Source organism: Microcoleus vaginatus FACHB-2002, from assembly GCF_040004035.1.
GTDB lineage: Bacteria > Cyanobacteriota > Cyanobacteriia > Cyanobacteriales > Microcoleaceae > Microcoleus > Microcoleus vaginatus_C.
Genome location: NZ_JAMPLN010000020.1, coordinates 107,623 through 125,628, shown reverse-complemented (window position 1 = coordinate 125,628; position 18,006 = coordinate 107,623). Strand labels below are relative to the sequence as shown.

14 protein-coding genes are annotated in these 18,006 nt (G+C 45.3%); 6 read left to right on the top strand and 8 right to left on the bottom strand.

The window, feature by feature from the left end; genetic code table 11:
• Nucleotides 1–125 precede the first annotated feature (125 nt).
• Both NDI35_RS18030 and csaB read right to left on the bottom strand, forming a co-directional pair.
• Nucleotides 126–857: a Uma2 family endonuclease gene (locus NDI35_RS18030; protein ID WP_445313935.1), complete on the bottom strand. Its 732-nt coding sequence runs from the start codon at nucleotides 855–857 to the stop codon at nucleotides 126–128.
• Nucleotides 858–870: 13 nt separating this feature from the next.
• Nucleotides 871–1,917 carry a polysaccharide pyruvyl transferase CsaB gene (gene csaB, locus NDI35_RS18025; protein WP_445313934.1) on the bottom strand — a complete coding sequence of 349 codons (1,047 nt, stop codon included), beginning with the start codon at nucleotides 1,915–1,917 and terminating at the stop codon, nucleotides 871–873.
• A 291-nt stretch (nucleotides 1,918–2,208) separates the two neighbouring features.
• On the opposite strand from csaB, the gene NDI35_RS18020 reads away from it, so the two are divergent.
• The 5 genes from NDI35_RS18020 (at nucleotide 2,209) to NDI35_RS18000 (ending at nucleotide 8,235) form a co-directional block, all read left to right on the top strand.
• Nucleotides 2,209–2,520 carry a DUF2499 domain-containing protein gene (locus tag NDI35_RS18020; RefSeq protein WP_445313933.1) on the top strand — a complete coding sequence of 104 codons (312 nt, stop codon included), beginning with the start codon at nucleotides 2,209–2,211 and terminating at the stop codon, nucleotides 2,518–2,520.
• 16 nt (nucleotides 2,521–2,536) lie between these two features.
• On the top strand, nucleotides 2,537–2,956 hold the full coding sequence (locus NDI35_RS18015) for a lysozyme inhibitor LprI family protein (protein ID WP_445313932.1): 420 nt from the start codon (nucleotides 2,537–2,539) through the stop codon (nucleotides 2,954–2,956).
• A gap of 189 nt (nucleotides 2,957–3,145) precedes the next feature.
• A complete protein-coding gene (locus tag NDI35_RS18010; protein WP_445313931.1) occupies nucleotides 3,146–5,806 on the top strand; it encodes a DNA polymerase III subunit alpha in 2,661 nt (886 codons plus the stop codon).
• A gap of 1 nt (nucleotide 5,807) precedes the next feature.
• Entirely contained in the window at nucleotides 5,808–6,587 is a 780-nt protein-coding gene (locus tag NDI35_RS18005) for an LAGLIDADG family homing endonuclease (protein WP_445313930.1), read from the top strand.
• Entirely contained in the window at nucleotides 6,580–8,235 is a 1,656-nt protein-coding gene (locus NDI35_RS18000) for a helix-hairpin-helix domain-containing protein (RefSeq protein WP_445313929.1), read from the top strand. The genes NDI35_RS18005 and NDI35_RS18000 overlap by 8 nt, the downstream gene beginning before the upstream one ends.
• Here the strand turns inward: NDI35_RS18000 and NDI35_RS17995 are convergent.
• The 4 genes from NDI35_RS17995 to NDI35_RS17980 form a co-directional block, all read right to left on the bottom strand.
• Nucleotides 8,212–10,302 (bottom strand): protein kinase domain-containing protein, encoded by a 2,091-nt coding sequence (locus NDI35_RS17995; RefSeq protein WP_445313928.1) that lies wholly within the window; start codon nucleotides 10,300–10,302, stop codon nucleotides 8,212–8,214. The two genes, NDI35_RS18000 and NDI35_RS17995, sit on opposite strands and share 24 nt — an antisense overlap.
• Before the next feature lie 187 nt (nucleotides 10,303–10,489).
• Entirely contained in the window at nucleotides 10,490–11,677 is a 1,188-nt protein-coding gene (locus NDI35_RS17990) for an RNA-guided endonuclease InsQ/TnpB family protein (protein WP_445313927.1), read from the bottom strand.
• A 362-nt stretch (nucleotides 11,678–12,039) separates the two neighbouring features.
• The gene (locus NDI35_RS17985) at nucleotides 12,040–12,378 is read right to left on the bottom strand and encodes a DUF3593 domain-containing protein (RefSeq protein ID WP_333073253.1); all 339 of its coding nucleotides are present in this window, start codon (nucleotides 12,376–12,378) and stop codon (nucleotides 12,040–12,042) included.
• Nucleotides 12,379–12,675: 297 nt separating this feature from the next.
• Nucleotides 12,676–13,326: an ATP-binding protein gene (locus tag NDI35_RS17980; RefSeq protein WP_445313926.1), complete on the bottom strand. Its 651-nt coding sequence runs from the start codon at nucleotides 13,324–13,326 to the stop codon at nucleotides 12,676–12,678.
• A 585-nt stretch (nucleotides 13,327–13,911) separates the two neighbouring features.
• Between NDI35_RS17980 and NDI35_RS17975 the strand changes: the two genes are divergently transcribed.
• Entirely contained in the window at nucleotides 13,912–14,655 is a 744-nt protein-coding gene (locus NDI35_RS17975; protein ID WP_445313925.1) for a pentapeptide repeat-containing protein, read from the top strand.
• A gap of 104 nt (nucleotides 14,656–14,759) precedes the next feature.
• Here NDI35_RS17975 and NDI35_RS17970 read toward each other — a convergent pair whose 3' ends face one another.
• A complete protein-coding gene (locus tag NDI35_RS17970) occupies nucleotides 14,760–15,818 on the bottom strand; it encodes an alpha/beta hydrolase (protein WP_445313924.1) in 1,059 nt (352 codons plus the stop codon).
• Nucleotides 15,819–15,936: 118 nt separating this feature from the next.
• Nucleotides 15,937–17,397, bottom strand: a complete 1,461-nt coding sequence (gene gatA / locus NDI35_RS17965; protein WP_333082744.1) for an Asp-tRNA(Asn)/Glu-tRNA(Gln) amidotransferase subunit GatA — start codon at nucleotides 17,395–17,397, stop codon at nucleotides 15,937–15,939.
• Nucleotides 17,398–18,006: the final 609 nt, after the last annotated feature.

Below are 18,006 nucleotides of genomic sequence, written 5' to 3'. Positions count from 1 at the left end.
GATGAAGGCAGATAAACGTGGATTAACGCAGATAAATATTGATTTTTGCGAGGTTGTTCAATACTTTTTAATTAATGAGCAATATTAAATTGCAGAGGGACAATTTTAAATTGCTCATTATTGCATTAGGCTTCGGGTTCAATGCCTGCTGCTCTTAATTGCGCGGCTAGTCGATCGGCTCGCTGTTGAACATTTGCTTTTTCCTGCCGTTCCCTTTCTACCATTTCTGCTCCCCACAATAACATCTCTCCTCTCTCATCCCACCACCGCAACCAATATCCAGTTCTTTCGGCTTTTGTTCCCTGCCAAACCCCCAGAAATAACCCAACTCCTGCGATCCAATAACGGCCGTTTAAATCTGGTGGTTGTACTTCATACTTTCCTGATGAATCCAACTGGTAGACTTCTAACACTCCAGCGGCAGGCTCAAAAAGTGCATAGATTGGAACTCGCAATACTTGTTCGTAAAAAAACCATTTTCCAGGCGGATAAGTTTGTTTACTCGAATATTCATCGTTGGGACTAGCTGATAAAAATTCCATGACAATCGCCGGAATTTCCCCTTCTAAGTTGGGAGTGTAACTGCGGCGAATTTCTTGACTAGAAAGCGGCTGGACGTTGCGGGCATAAAACCAATCTGGAGCTTTGATAACTAGCTTACCGTTTAATGTAGCGCAAATTCCCATGTTTGGGGCAACTAATATTCCTGTTAAAATTAGCCCTGCGATTTCTAGGATTTCCCGCAAGGCTGCAGCGAGCAAGGGTTGGTCAATATTTTCCACAGGTTCCTCGTCTAAAATGAAGTCGTCTGGCAATTTTTCCCACGTAATTTTTAAGTTTGCTGTACTGGCTGTCACGGTATTTTACCTCTTACGGAGACTGCTGGAGTGCGGCTCGCAATACTTCGCGATGAAAGAGCGATCGCTCTACTATAAATTTTATCCTGTCTGGCGATAAGGCGTCGCCGTTAGCATAGTGTTCCATCCAGGTTTTGCTGATTAAATAAGGATCGTCTGGCAATTCTGATAATAAGTATCCCGGCATTTCTAGCTCTTCCATTAACTGGCTGACTTTCGGATCGTAGCTGAGGGCAAAACAGCGGCATTCTTCCGATGCTGCCATAATTAAACTGTGATAGCGCATCCCGATCGCCATTTCGACTCCCCGGAATACTCCTTTCAATTTTCTCGGATCGTCTAAACTGAGGATGCGGCTCCTTTTTGGCAGGGCTTCGTGCAAATGTTGGGCAATTTCTAAGTCGTGAGACGCTTGAAAAGGCAGCAGCAAAATTAAGGTGCGAGTTGCTTTTTGAAAGTCAACTAAAGCTTGAGTTAAGATTGACAAACGCGCGGGAGTTAGTGTAGGATGAGAACGCAAACAAACAGCAACTCTGGGCGCAGGTAAATCCCACAAACCCGACACGGGAGAATTCTCCAAAGCCCACACGGGATCGGGCGCTAAAGTAAAGGGAATTTGCCAATCTGCAAGTAAAGTAGCTGAACCTTTATCCCGCACGCTGACGGCGGTGCATCCAGCAAAACAGCGCTGAGATAACTTGCGAGTCATTTCGCGCTTCAAAGGCCCAATTCCCTGGGCCCAGGCAACAGTTTTTAAGCCCATCCGCTGCGCTAATCCCATCAAACCCCCATAATAGAAAGGGCTCGCTATGCTAGTAGCGTCTTGGATTAAACTACCGCCGCCCCAGATTAGCGCGTCGGAGGTGCGGAGTGTTTCGAGAACTTGAAAGGCATTCATGCGATCGCGCGCAGCTACCCCGTACCGCTGATTTGTCTCGACAGGATTGCCAGACAGGACGATCGGCGTCACCCCATCTGGTAACATTTGCAGTAGCGATGCCAACAGCGCCTCGTCGCCGCCGTTGCCTTTACCGTAATAGCCGCACAAAATTGCTCGCATTTCTACTCTTTTCTTTGTTTGTGATGGGGAATCTAACTATTTTAGATTTTAGATTTTAGATTTTTTTGATATTTGAGATTTGATCCTACTACCAAAAAAATGCTACTGTCAGCAAGCTTCAAGGCTTTACGTCATCAGTCAGCTCAAATCGCAAATCTAATAAAATCTCGAATCGCTAATCTAAAATTGTATGACGCATCATACTTTATATGACAGTTGCGTAAGTCCCGATAGATAAATCTTTCATCTTCGTTATCGATAAATCTTTCATCTTCGTTCACAATACAAAAAATGCACGCTTTGTCAATTCCCACCTGGATTATTCACGTCTCTAGCGTCGTCGAGTGGATTGCCGCCATCTGGTTAATTTGGACTTACGGCGAAGTCACTCAAAACCGAGCTTGGTGGGCCCTTTCCGCCGCAATGCTGCCCGCTCTTGTCAGTGCTATGTGTGCCTGTACATGGCACTATTTTGACAACTCTCCCGCCCTAGAATGGATCGTTACCCTGCAAGCGGCGATGACTCTCATCGGCAATTTTACTTTGTGGGCGGCGGCTTGGTGGATTTGGCGATCGGCCCAACCCGAAAAAATTAAAGATTGAAAAAGAGGTAAATATTTTGAAAAAAATCACTATTTGGGTCAAATTAGCCGCGAGTTCGCTGTTGTTAACAGCCGGATTTTTGGTTCCCAGCAAAGCCAGCAACACTTCCTTGCAACTCGCCCAACAGCCTAATTGCAAAAGTCCTCAAACTACACAGGAGCAGAATGCGTGTTCCAGTCAAGAGTTTCAGGCAGCCGACAGAAAACTCAATCAAGTATATCAGCAACTTCAGCCGAAACTCAACAGCAAACAAAAGCAAAGATTGATAGTAGCACAGCGTAGTTGGCTCAAGTTTAGAGATGAATCTTGCAATTATGAAATGGGACAGTTTGAAGGTGGAACTTTGGCTGCTTCTACCTACGGTTATTGCAGAGCGAGGGTGACACAAGAACGAGTTAGAGACTTGGAGCGTTATTTGCAACAAGCAAGTTTGTAAAAGTTTGATCGCGAGCGAGAAGAATTTACCCATTCAATCCTCAATACCGCGACAACCTCATCTTTTGCACTTCTAGAAGCCCCAGCACAAACCAGCTCAGGAGTGATATAAAGCTTTGTTTTTTATTTTACCCTTTGACACGCCGATGGTGTAGAATCTAAATTCTCAAATCTTATATTTTAAATCCCTATGTCCTTCGTTGGTTTGCACATTCACAGCGATTATAGCTTACTAGATGGGGCTTCTCAGCTACAACAGCTCGCAGAACGGGCGGTGGAATTGGGGATGCCCGCGATCGCCCTTACAGACCACGGGGTGATGTACGGGGCAATCGAGCTAATCAAAGTTTGCCGAAATAAAAATATCAAGCCGATTATTGGCAATGAAATGTACGTCGTCAACGGCGACATAGAAGTCAAAGTTCGAGGTAGAAGAAAATACCATCAAGTTGTTTTAGCTAAAAATACCCAAGGTTATAAAAACCTCGTCAAACTAACCACAATTTCTCACTTAAAGGGAATGCCTGAAAGAGGTATTTTTGCCAGACCTTGCATTAACAAGGAACTGCTAAAACAATACTCCGAAGGTTTAATTGTTACCAGTGCTTGTTTGGGTGGGGAAGTTCCCCAAATGATTCTGCAAAACAAGCTGGATACTGCCCGCGAAGTGGCCACATGGTATAAAGAAGTATTTGGGGAAGATTACTATATAGAAATTCAAGACCACGGTTCCCCGGAAGACCGGATTGTTAATGTTGAAATCGTTAAAATTGCCCGCGAACTCAAGATTAAAATAATTGCAACCAATGATTCTCACTATATTTCCTGCAACGACGTAGAAGCACACGATGCTTTGCTGTGCATTAACACCAACAAACTGATTGAAGAAGACAAGCGGATGCGCTACAGCGGCACTGAGTATTTGAAGTCCGCAGACGAGATGGCGCAACTGTTTCGAGACCATTTGGATGATGAAACAATCAAAGAGGCGATCGAAAATACCCTAGAGGTCGCAAATAAAGTATCGAGATACGAGCTCACAGGAGAAGCTCGAATTCCCACAATTCCAATTCCCCCAGAACATACAGCCGATACTTATGTAGAAGAAATATCCTGGCTGGGACTCTTAGAACGCCTCAAAGCCCGCACCAGAAATGAAATCCCCCCCGTCTACAAACAAAGACTAGAATACGAACTGAAAATGCTTCAGCAGATGGGCTTTTCGGAATACTTTTTAGTAGTTTGGGACTACATAAAATATGCTAGAGACAATGATATTCCAGTAGGGCCAGGACGCGGTTCTGCCGCAGGTTCTCTAGTTGCTTACGTCCTCAAAATCACCAATATAGACCCCGTACACCACGGACTACTATTCGAGCGATTTCTCAATCCCGAACGGAAATCTATGCCAGATATTGATAGCGATTTCTGCATAGAAAGGCGAGATGACATGATTAAATACGTTACTGAAAAATATGGTAGCGACCGCGTAGCGCAAATTATTACTTTCAACAGAATGACATCAAAAGCTGTCTTGAAAGATGTTGCCAGAGTGTTAGGTATTCCCTACAAAAAAGCTGACGAAATGGCAAAATTAATTCCCGTGTCGCGGGGAAAACCGGAAAAACTTAAAGTGATGATTTCCGATGACACACCTGCACAGGAATTTAAAGACAACTATGAAAATACAATTTGCATCAATGAAGAAACAGGGACTTCTGTCCCAGTTCGTCAGTGGATTGACATGGCAATTCGTATTGAAGGAACCAACAAAACCTATGGCGTTCACGCAGCAGGTGTGGTAATTTCTTCAGAGCCGTTGGATGAAATTGTACCGCTGCAAAAGAATAATGAGGGTGCTGTAATTACCCAATATTTCATGGAAGATTTGGAATTTTTGGGGCTGCTGAAAATGGACTTTTTGGGATTGAAAAATTTAACAACGCTCCAGAAAACAGTTGATTATATTAAGCACACCCAAAATCTAATTGTAGATCCAGAAATGCTACCTTCTGATATAGAGCGCAGAGCTCAAGAGACTTTTGCCAGAATCAAAAAGTTACCAAATGATGTAGATAAAACTTATAGACTTTTAGAAAGAGGAGATTTGGAAGGTATTTTTCAGTTAGAATCCTCTGGAATGCTGGATGTAGTGAAAAAACTCAAACCTTCCTGTCTGGATGATATTTCTTCTATTTTGGCACTCTACCGACCTGGGCCGCTGGATGCAGGTTTGATTCCTCAGTTTATTGACTGCAAGCACGGTAAAACAGTTGAGTACGATCATCCGCTATTAGAACCGATTTTAAAAGAGACTTACGGAACGCTTTGCTTTCAAGAGCAAATTATGCGGATGGCTCAAGATTTGGCGGGCTATTCTTTGGGGCAAGCTGACTTGCTGCGGCGTGCAATGGGAAAGAAGAAAGCTGATGAAATGCAGAAGCAAAAAGAAACGTTTATCGACGGCGCAACTAAGAATGGAGTCAGTCAAAGAATTGCTGATAAACTGTTCGCGCAGATGCTGCAATTCGCGGAATATTGCTTGAGCTATGACACGAAGATATTGACAGTGGAATATGGGCCGATGGCTATTGGCAAAATTGTTGAGGAAAAAATTGAATGTACTGTTTATAGTGTTGATAGCAACGGTTATATTTATACACAGTCAATTGCACAGTGGCATCGCCGGGGGCAGCAGGAGGTCTTTGAGTATTGCCTGGAAGATGGCTCGATAATTCGCGCCACAAAAGATCACAAGTTTATGACTGTTGGCGGTCAAATGCTGCCCATTGACGAAATCTTTGAACAAGGATTAGACTTAAAACAAATCAACTCTAGCTCAGATATATAAAATGTATCTCGACTATAGGCAGCTAAAATCGGAACACAAGGAACAAATCATTTCTGCTTTTAATCAGGGCATGGAGTGTCGAGACATTCCTAACTACCTTGGTGTGAGCGAAAGAGCAGTTTCAAGGGTTTTAAAAGAAGCGGAGATTAATACTAAGCGGCGAAACCGCTATACTTTAAATGAGAGCTATTTTGATGTAATTGACTCTCAAGCTAAAGCTTATTTATTAGGATTGATTGCTGCTGATGGCTGCGTTACTCAAACTAATTATGTAGCTTTTGAATCTATTGACAAAGAACTTACAGAAATGCTCAGCATAGAGCTACAATACTCTGGTGAAATTAGAGTTATTCAGCCTCAAAATTATGCTCCTCACTACCGAATAAATTTTTCTTCTGAAAAGCTGGCAAGCTCTTTACAGGGCTACGGCATCATAACAGGAAGAACTTTTTCGGAAGTTACCTATTTCCCTAACTTAAAATATTTAGGGTCTTATGTGTTAGGCTATTTTGACGGTGACGGTTGTGCTTATGCAAACAAAGGTAGAAGTGGCGGTTTAGTCTGCATTGTGGGTTCCTTTGAATTTGCCCGCGAACTAGCAATGCACCTAGGGATGGGTTCTGTACAAGAGCATCAATTAAAAAAAGTTTATTATTGGAGAATCTTTAGTCGAAAAAATATACAAGCATTCTATGATTTTGTGTATCAATATCCCCGCTTGGGATTGCAACGAAAGAAAACTAAAATAGAGGCTATTCTCAGGAGTTACAAACATGGTTAAAATTATTAGTCGAAAATCACTAGGAACTCAAGAAGTCTATGACATAGGCGTTGAACGAGAACATAACTTTATCCTAGAAAATAGTTTGGTGGCATCTAACTGTTTTAATAAATCCCATTCAATGGCCTATGCCTATATCACGTATCAAACGGCATATTTAAAGGCGAATTATCCTCTAGAATACATGGCTGCACTGCTGACTGCTAACAGGGGCGATCAGGATAAAGTACAGAAATATATTGCTAATTGTCTCAAGCTGGGTATTGAGGTTGAGCCGCCAGATGTTAATAGCTCGGAACTTACTTTTACACCGCTTCCCAAACAGATAACTGGCTCGGCAAAAGATAAAATATTGTTTGGAATTTCTGCTGTTAAAAATGTGGGAGAAGCTGCGATTGAAAATATTTTGGCTGCGCGGAAAGAAGGGGGTAAGTTTAAATCGCTGGCTGATTTGTGCGATCGCGTAAATCTCCATTCTGTCAACCGCCGCGCTCTAGAAGCATTAATTCAATGCGGTGCTTTTGATAAAATTGAAAACAACCGCAATCAATTAGTAAACGACCTCGAAGGGGTGATGAAATGGGCGCAAGACCGCAAGAAAGATAGAGAAAGCGGCCAAGGTAATCTGTTTGACTTGTTGGGTACGAGCTTCGGAAAGTCGGCAAGTACCTATGATTCTGCCCCCAAATCAAAGACTGTAAAAGATTTTGATACACAGAAAAAGTTGCAGTTAGAAAAAGAATTGCTCGGCTTTTATGTATCGGAACATCCCCTGAAAGTTCTGCTCCAAGTCAATCAAGACCCAGATGTCCTGACTCTGGAACAGCTAATAGATAAAAAAGGGAAAGTATCAGTTATTGTCATGCTCAGCGCTATCAAACCTGTGGTGACAAAGAAAGGCGAGCAGATGGCAATTTTGCAATTAGAAGATTTGACACATCAAATCAAAGCTGTGGTTTTTCCCAAGACTTACGAACAAGTGAAACCGCATATTATAGAGAATGCTGTCTTGCTGATTAGCGGAAAAATCGAGAAAGATGGCGAGGAAATTCAAATAATTGTAGACACTGCAAAGCCAGTAGAAACAGTAGAGGTTGCAGAGGAAATCGAGAGGGTTCAACCGGAAACACAAAACTCTTGGGCGACGGAACCGGAAACACAAAACTCTTGGGCGGCGCAACCGGAAACACAAAATTCTTGGGCGGCGCAACCGGTCAACATTGTACGATCGACAAAACCTGTCGAAGTTTTAGAAATGGTGATTGTCAAGCTGACACCCCAGCAAATACAAGACGGGAAAAAACTCAATTCCCTCAAAGCGATTTTACAAGAACTTTCCAATCGGGGAGAAGGTGCGAGCGTTTCTGTGGGAGGAATTGTTGTCGGTGAATATTCCTGTCAACCCCTTCGCATTAACCGTCAATTGTGGGTGCAAGATGGCGAGGGAACTGTTAGCCGTCTTAAGTCGGCTGGATTTGATGCTTGGGTTTTTCCTCTAGAGAATCGCGGGGATGCTGCGGTATTTCGAGAAATGCGATCGCAACTTAATATACATTCTTGGGCCAGTCGCTTACTTGACACTAACACCGCTCGCCTTCACAAGTATGTCACTTATCTCGCCCAACTAAACAGACGCCCGCCAAACTAACACTTCGCCCCCCTCGCCACCGGTGACTAAAGTTTGACCGTCAGGACTAAAAGCCACCGGATTGCACCCAGCAAGAGAGCACAAACATTCTCCTGTTTCCAGGTTCCAGAGTTTAACCGTACCGTCTCGACTGCCGCTAGCCATAGTTTCGCGATCGGGACTAATAGCCACCGAAATCACCGCATCAGAATGCCCTCTCAAAGTATTAATCAATTCCCCTGTATCGGCATTCCACAATTTAACAGTAGCGTCGGCACTTCCACTGACAATCATCTTGCCGTCTTGACTAAATGCGATCGCATAAACCCAATCTGAATGACCGACAAAAGTCCGTACACTCTCCCCAATACCTACAAGCCACATCTTGATAGTTTTGTCAGCACTACCGCTGGCAAGCATCATACTTTGAGGGCGAAAACTAACAGATAAAACCTTGTCAGAATGTCCCGAAAGTTTTTGAACCAATTCTCCGTTGCGCTGGTTCCACAATTTAATACTCTTGTCGCCGCTGGCACTCGCAATCGCTCCAGAGTCGCAACTAAAAGCCACCGAGTACACGGGGCCGTAGCGGTGACTGTACGGCGAACCAAAATCGCTGTAAAATTCGCGAATCATCGCCTTTTTATCCAGCTTCCACTCAATGACTTTTCTGTCAAAACTGCCGCTAACTAGCATTCTCCCGTCTGGGCTGATTGCCACAGCATCAACCGTTGCGGAATGACCGAAAAAAGTATGGATGAATTCACCTGTTTGCAGGTTCCACAGCTTAATTGTTTTATCGTCGCTGGCGCTCGCGAGAATATTGCCTTGAGGATTAATAACCACAGCATTAACCGGGGCTGAATGGCCCTGGAGAATGCGCTCGCACCGCCAGTTATTAGACGACAATAATTTCGGATTGCCAGCGGATGGCACAACATGAATCTTCTGGGGCGGCGCGGCCGAGACGGCGGTTGCTGTATGGGGCTGCGAGTTAGTTACTGGCGAATTAATAGCTATTTTTGTTGGCGAATTATAACTAATTTGAGAGCGGGGATATTGCCCAACATTTACCAAGTCTTGCAACACTTCAGCAGCGGATTGATATCGCTCTCTTACCGAATCTTTGAGCAATTTGTTCAAAATAGTTGCTAATTTTTGGCTGACTTTTATGCCTTTTTGCGCCAAGTGCGATCGCCAAATCCATTTGCATTCCAAAGCATCGAACAAATCCTTCAATGCGGCCCCAGTTAGCAGGTGAATGCAGGTAACGCCCAAACTGTAAAGGTCGCTCGCCGGATACGCCTTGCCACTGCGAATTTGTTCGATGGGCGCATAGCCTGCAGTTCCAGTTATCGTCCCAGTTTGCGCCTCAGAAAGGCCGGTAATGTGCTTAGCAACTCCAAAATCTACTAGCACAAACTGACCCCCCCTGGCTTTCCCCTGTACAGCAGGAGATTCCGCGACAATTAGCCCTTTCATACCAGCAGAAGATTGAGGTAAATTTGCCCCTCCTTTTCCTTTACCAGGAGTTGAGGTGCCATATCCCGCGGCAGCCCACAAGGTTTGGGGAGTTCTCCGCACAATATTTTCCGGCTTAATATCCCGATGAATCACCTGCTGCTCGTGAACAAATTGCAAAACAGGCAACAAATTGATCAACAATTCCCAAATCTGTTCCTCGCTAAAAGCTCCCCGCTGCTGCAACTCCTGAAACAAATTATTTCCCTCAATTAACTCTTCCACAAGATACAGACGTTTGGCTTGTTCAAAAGACGCCAGCAAACTTGGAATCTGCGGGTGTTCTCCGAGTTCGTGCAACCGATGAGCTTCTTGTTTGAACAGTGCAGTTGCCTTTTCTAATTCCGCTTTTTCTTGAACTTGGGGGAAAAATTGTTTGATGGCGCAGGGAGTTTTCAACCTATCTTCATCGACAGCTAAAAAAGTTCTGCCAAATGTTCCTTCACCGATAGGTTGAATGGCGCGGTAACGCTCTTTCAGTAGCAATTTAGAGCCGCACGCCAGACAAAAATTGGTTGAGTCAGCATTCTGCGGCTTTTGGCAATGGGGATTGAGGCAATAGCTCATCTTTTTTCCGGCCTGGAGATTCCCACTACAGCTAAACTTAGCAACATGGTAGTCTGTTTCCACTCACGCCCAGAGCACCATTCTCGATAATACCTGAGAAACTGGCTTTCTTAACCCAAAATCTCGGCTCTCAGGTTGAGCCCGTGGCAAGAAACCAAGGTGACGACACTAGAAGTGCTTGATGTAACTAATCCCCTGCCAGAAGGCGAGGGGCTTTCAGTAGCCCTGAAGTATCGTAGCTGAGAGAACAGCTAAGGCACTCCGAACCTCGAAGCCGAGTTACGACGGCTCCAATATTGGCAATATTCATCGAACCATTGAAATCAGCGTCGCCATGCCAACCACAAGCCTTGTTTGCACACTTAAATCGCTTCTGGCTTCTGACTCCCAAATGGTTGCACTGATGGCAAGTCTGCGACGTGTAAGCCGGTGGCACTGCAACAACTTCAACGCCGTACTTGATGCCTTTATATTCCAGGAAATAACGCAACTGGTAGAACGCCCAACTGTTAGACCGTCTTCGTTCTGTCAAAGAGCGTCGTTGCTGGTTGGTACGTTCTCGAATGCCCGTCAAGTCCTCAATGGCAATAATCGTGGCCGACGCCTTGGCATCCAAGACAATGTGTTTGCTGATGTTATGGTTGAGCCAGGCTTGATAGCGTCTTTCTTTCCCCGACAGCCGTTGCAGCAATCCCCGGCATCTTCTGCGAGAACTGCGTGTGCCTTTCGAGGCTTGGCGCTGAATAGACTCTCTTGCTTTGGCGTATGTGTCTCTAACCTTCTGAATGGGTTTGCCGTCCCATTTCTCCCCCTTGCTCGTTACTGCAATGTCTCTGCGTCCAAAGTCAATGCCAATCACGTTGTCCGATTTAGTCGGTTCTGGCGTTTCGTCTTTGAGTTGGATGTGGATGTAGTATTGCCCGTCTCTGTGCTTGCACAATTGAGCCGAGGTTGGCGCTCTACCTTTGAGTTTACCTTGCTGATAGTTGCCAAGGCTCAACTTAATGCGCTCACGGCAACCCAACAGGGTCAGGCTGACCGCCCAATCCTTTTCTCGAAACGAAAAGATGCGGGCATCATAATCTGCACTCGTTGGACGGAAAGTCTTGACGGGCTTCCTTTTGAGCTTGGCAGTCTTACGATTAGCTCCAACCCTAGCGCATACCCTAACCGCTTGATTGGCGCTCAATCCAAACTGTTCTCGCAAGGTTTGATACACCAAACTTTGAATCGTGGTTTTGCTTGTCACCGATGGTTTGACAGTCTCATTGGTGTAGTTGCAACCATCCGCAAACGAGGCAAGCAAAGCATCGATTTTAGCGCTTTGCTCAAGTGTCGGTTGAAGTTTGCAAACTAGCGTTAAGACTTGTTCCACGACTGTTGAAAACTCACATATTAATACAAAAGATTATACAACACAATTAACCGGAATTTCGGACAATTCCGAACCAAAAGCCGTCGAGCGAAGGACGGGGCTTCAGCCCTCCGCTACGCTCCGCCCATTTTTTCGGTGAGTTTCCATATATTCTAATGCTTTCCTAAAATTTTGCTTTCTTGGCGAATCACAAACTGGTATGTCAACAGTTAACTGTTAACTGCGGCTATTCGGGAGCATTTCTGCGGAGAGCAAAAAGCATTTTTTAGGAGTGCGAGCGTCCCGCTCGCTATATATTATATATACATATAGCGAGCGGGACGCTCGCAGGGAGAGCAAATACAAAAGTGAGATGCTCCCGGCTATTCTCCCCCGTCTAAAAGACACTCTTGCTCCTCGCCGCCCTTCTGTGAGGATGCTTTGGCTTTAATCACCGCTTCTCTAAAGCCTAAAACTAATAAAATATTGGCAAGTGTTAAGAATAGTTCTGCAGAACCGTGCAGCCAATCGACATTTGCTAGTGACTCGTTGTAGGCAACTTTTGCGTAAATTGCGGCGGGAATCGTCACCGCTACAAAAACGAGAGTGCCGTAAAATCCCATCAGAGCTAAACGGGGTGTTTTTCCCGATCGAGTCAAAAACCAGAGAAATCCCAAGTAGGGAAATAGAGACAGAACAAATAAAGTTTCTTTGGAAATCATTAGTAATTGGTGAGCGGCCAGATACTATGATAAATTAAAATATCAAAAATTAGTGTGAATAATTTTTAACTTTTAATGTTGAGTTTTTAATATTTAATTCTACAGATGCACCCGTTTCTATCAAACCGCTATAGAATCACCCAAGACCATAGCTCTTAACCCAAGCCGCAGCAGGTCGGCGTTATTCAAAAACCCTCACCCACGCGGAGACAAAACCCGTAACTTTTCCCCTAACACCGTTTTTAGCATAACACATTTTTCACCGTGCCAGTCTGTTAATTGTCCCTCACTCCAAAGCTACCCAGCAATTAGAAATAGAGACTGTTCCAAAGTTTTCTGTCTGCTAGGCCTCAAGCAAGCATCGTTCACAACCTCTAAATCCAAGCCGTTATTTCTATCTGCTGCCAGAATTTCCTTCAGCTTAGCATCAAAATCAAAACACGGCCCGCAATCCCAAACTTTGAGCTCCAACCGTCCGTTAAACACCCTAATTTCCAGTTGAACAGGAGTTTCTACTGGCAAATTTTTGTGAGCGTGGCGAACTGCATTAGTGAAACCTTCAGCCAACCCCAACTGAAAGTTCCACCAAAGTTCATTGGGGAGCGATAAATCTTTCAACTGTTCAAACCACAACAAAACTTGGGTTAAAGCATTGACATCTGTGTTGACTTGCAGGCTAATATGTTGAATACAAGTTTCATGCAGCTCTTCTTCCTGCTGTTTTTCAGTCTGCCAATCCCAGGTGTTTAATAAATTCATTAACCCATCTAAAATGCTAGCTTTTTTTATATCTTGTGAGCGATTGCGACCTTCTACTTCGTAACTTTTGCTCAGCGACAAACAATTTCGATTGTCGAGAGTCCGGGTGTAACTGAGCTCGTCTGCAATCTGCCACATGAGTTTGATCCCCCTGCCGCCTTCTGCAAGTTGATCTATGCTGTTCGACATCTATTTTCCTCGTCTGAAAGTATTAGCTGTACCCAATTTTCCCACCCGCCGAGACACGTGGTATTTTTTTTATACTTGCTGGCTCGGTATTATTTCGGGGATCACACAAAAATGCTATCTTCTTTATAGAAGGCAGCGCATCAGCAATATGTCTTAAGAGTCTAAGCCAATTGGCTTATTTACCTATCGCCTGTACGGAGAACGATCGCCCTCGGCAGCAAAATCCAACTGGATCGATTACAAATACTTATCCGTTGTCGCAGTCAGCCACTTGCTGCAGCCGTCGCCAGCTCCCGAATCCCTGGTATTCAGGGAATCCTGCAGTTCGCCGCTCGCTGCAAGGGAGCCTTGAGGTGCGGGCTTCCATCCCCAACGCGTAAGTAATATTCGTGAGCGCGATCGAACCTTACACCGTCGAGTCGCGTCCATCCACTAGACTAGGACTTACGCAAACAACCCAGTTTCTGCTGAGAATATTGGGTTTGACAGCGAGGAATTAACGAGGAAACCGGGTTTTTGGTCCGCCGCACGTAAGTCCAGCAGACAAATCGGTGATGAAAGGCAGTTACAGGACTTACCCCGACTATGACCAAAATCAAACTGAAAATTCTGACTGCAGCGATCATGCTACTCCCATTTTGCGCCGCACTTCCCTTAGAAGCTCAAAATCTGTCTCTAGTCAAGCGGCTGCTAGAAACCAGAGGATGTCCGGGATGCGACTTATTTGGCGCTTCCTTGAGCCGTGCAGATTTGTTTGGCGCTTCCTTGAGCCGCGCCACTCTCAACAGGGCCGACTTAGTTGATGCCGACTTGACTGCGGCTGACTTAATGGAAGCTAATTTAAACCACGCCAACATGAGAAACGCCTTTTTGGCTGATGCCGACCTCAGCAAAGCCGACATGAGCAGGGCAGACATCAGGGGAGCCAACTTAGAAAATGCTAACCTCAGCGAGAGTTTTCTTCGAGGCGCATCCCTCCAGTTGGCTAACTTAAAATGCAGTAATTTGAGCGCCGCCAAACTAAATAGAACCGACCTGAGAAATGCCGATTTAAGCGGTGCAAATCTCACCGGTGCCGACCTCCAAGAAGCCGATTTAAGCGGTGCAAATCTCAGCGGTGCCGACCTTAGATCGGCCGACTTGAGGGATGCGAGATTGAACAAAACTAATCTCACAGATGCCAATCTCTGCGGCGCCCGGATGCCCAACAGAAAAACATCTCGGCGAGGCTGCGAAGTTAAGAAAGAACCAGCGATCAGCACGAACAATTACTGTAATTACTGCTATGCCTTGAATGACTGGTGGCTGAATGTATTAAGGTTGCACTAAGCGGTATCATCGGGCTCACTGCTCTGCTTTAAATATGTACTGTTAGAAGTGCGAGCAGGCGGTACAGATATCAAACTTAACCTGTGACCGCCAATAGCTTTTATCTACTTTGAAGAACCTAAAAATTGGCTCAGTATTTGCAGATATTCTGCGCCCCCGATCTGTGCCACATTAGTGTGACCTCCATCAGGAACTATGTACAACTGTTTGGGCTCCGGTGCTGCATCAAACAGTTTTTTGGTCATTTCCACTGGAACTACATTGTCAGCAGTCCCGTGAATAAAGAGCACGGGCATTTGCAGGCGATCGACTTTTGAAAGAGAATCAAACCGCTGTGTCAGCAAAACATCGATCGGAAACATCCAAAACAGCCCTTTTTGGAAATTCACCATCGCCCGCGTCGAAGTAAAAGAGCCTTCTACAATTACCCCTGCAGCCTCCGGGTGACGCACGGCTAGATCGATCGCGATCGCCCCTCCCAAAGAATGACCGTAGATATAAATTTGATTCGGGTTAATCCCCCGCTGTTTCACCAAATAATCCCAAGCAAGTTGAGCATCCTCATAAACCTGAGATTCACTCGGAAAATCGCCCTGGCTTTTTCCATAACCACGATAATCCATCACAAATACCGACAAACCTAATCGATGAAATCGATGAGCGTGTTCGACATTTGATCCCACATTTGAAGCATTGCCGTGCAGGTACAAAACTACCCCCCCTAACCCCCCCTTCTTAAGGGGGGGAACCGGAGCGACTGCCGGTCTCTCACTTTGCGGGGACGTTCCGACTCCTCTAGCTCCCCCCCTTGGCAAGGGGGGGCTGGGGGGGGTATCCGAGTCTCCGGTGTTAACAGAGGGAACAGCCTCTCCCTTTCTTGCTCTCCCCCTTGCTAAGGGGGGGCTGGGGGGATTTTCCGAAGCAGGAATCCACCACCCGTGCACGCTGTCCACCGCGCCTGTTTTAGTTGGAATTGGCAGCCAAACATCTTGATATTTCAACTGAAAATCATCTGGCGTAGTTTCGATCGCCCGCGCAGGAAAAAAGATAAACTTACCTTGCGCTACAAATAGGAATACACAAGCACCAGAATAAGCAACGGCCAAAACTATCCCAAAAGCTATTAGCGATTTAGACAAAAGGAATACTAGCAGATTGTTCATAGATAGAGCACGCGGGAAATTAGAGATCGCTCAACAGCTAATGGCAAATTATTAATTCAGACAATTAGCCAAGATCGATTACTAACTTCCGCCACCGTATTCCGCCGATTTTCAAAAATTAATGCAACTCCGGGTGGTGTAAGTGCCAATTCGTAGACTGTTCGTAAGCGTGAGCCACTTGAAACAACCGAGATTCTTGCAAAACATTACTAATCAGTTGTATACCCACGGGCAGTCCTTTATCATCAAATCCGCAGGGCAAACTCAAAGCTGGCAAACCAGCAAGATTCACGGGAATAGTCATCAAATCTGACAAATACATACTCAGAGGGTCATTGAATTTTTCGCCTGCCTTAAATGCGGTAGTAGGAGCAGTGGGACAGACTAAAACATCAACTTGAGAAAAAGCTTTTTCAAAGTCTTCTTTAATCAAAGTCCGAACTTTTTGAGCTTTTAGATAATAGGCATCGTAATATCCAGCCGACAATACGTAAGTGCCGATCGCAATCCGGCGTTTAACTTCCGCACCGAACCCTTGAGAGCGGGTTTTGGCATACATATCCAAAAGATTATCTGAGTCTGGAGACCGGAAACCGTACTTGACTCCATCATATCGCGCCAAATTTGCCGAAGCTTCCGAGGGAGCAATGATGTAGTAAGTGGGCAAACCGTAGCGGAACCGGGGACAAGAAATGACTTGAATTTCTGCGCCCAATTGTTGAAATTGCTCGATCGCCTTAGTAACAGCGTCTTTAACCCCCGAGTCCAGCCCTACACCAAAAGTTTCTTTAATTACACCAATTCTAATCTGACCCTTCGGTCGCAAACTGGGTCTTAAAGCTTGAGCGTAGTCAGGAATTGGGACATTAAGACTCGTGGAATCTCTCGGATCGTAACCGGCGATCGCCCCCAACAAAATCGCCGTATCCTCAACAGTCCGGCCAAAGGGCCCGATTTGATCGAGAGAAGAAGCATAGGCCACCAAACCGTAGCGAGAAACCAACCCATAAGTGGGTTTCAGCCCCACCAACCCGCAAAAAGCAGCAGGTTGACGGATCGAGCCCCCTGTATCCGAACCCAAACTCACGACGCATTCTCCGGCTGCCACTGCTGCGGCCGAACCGCCAGAAGACCCTCCGGGCACGCGCTCCAAGTCCCAAGGATTCGCGGTAACTTGATAGGCAGAAGTTTCTGTCGAGCTCCCCATTGCAAACTCGTCCATATTCGCCTTACCCACAATCACCGCACCGGCTGCTTGGAGTTTGGAGACGACGGTGGCATCGTAGGGAGGCACAAAATTCTCCAAAATTCGAGAGGCGCAGGTTGTGGGAACGCCCTCGGTACACATATTATCTTTAACGGCGATCGGGATGCCGGCCAACAGGCCAATTTGCTCTCCGGCTGCGATTTGGGCATCCACTTTATGGGCCTGCGCCAATGCGCTGTCTGCCGTCACGCACAGAAAGCTTTTCAACTTCGGCTCTAGCTGGGTAATTCGGTCTAATGCTTCTTGAGTAATTTCCACAGCAGAGCGTTCTTTATTGACCAGTTGTCGGTGCAACTCGCGGATGGATGCCATGCTCGTACCTTTATTATTTCTACTTTGAGACAATACAGTTAATATAACTGGCAATTGTACCTGCTTACAGCCCGAAGGCAAAGTCGGCTATTTTTGTGGCGAAAGTTCGAGCCTCGAAGAGGGTTCCGCTAACGCGCGATCGGTCATTTTATCTACAATAGATTAAATTCCCCAAATCCCACCGAACACAAAATAGCGATCGAGTTTTTTACCTAATCTTTTAACAAACCAAGCATACAACTGTATCAGGACTGATGCCAAAAGTGGTTTGACGCGAGATTTATATGAGTAAGGGGTAAGGTGTGCAATCCGGTCTCTACATAATTATGTTCTGTCTCCAAGAATGTGTATGCAAGATCACACTCATTAGGAAAGCAGTCGTTCCCAATTCTGTAATCTAAATTATAAAATATTAGAACCCAGCTTCTCTTCGACGCCACCCAGGATTTATGGTAGAAAAAAATGGCATTAAAAATAAACTAATCCCAGATTATGACTGCTTTATTCCGGGGAGTGTTGAGACTATTATAGTTGTGATAAAATACATAATTATTAAATTTAAGTGATTTTAAATAACATAACTGACAGCATTTAAAGCTGATCTTTGAG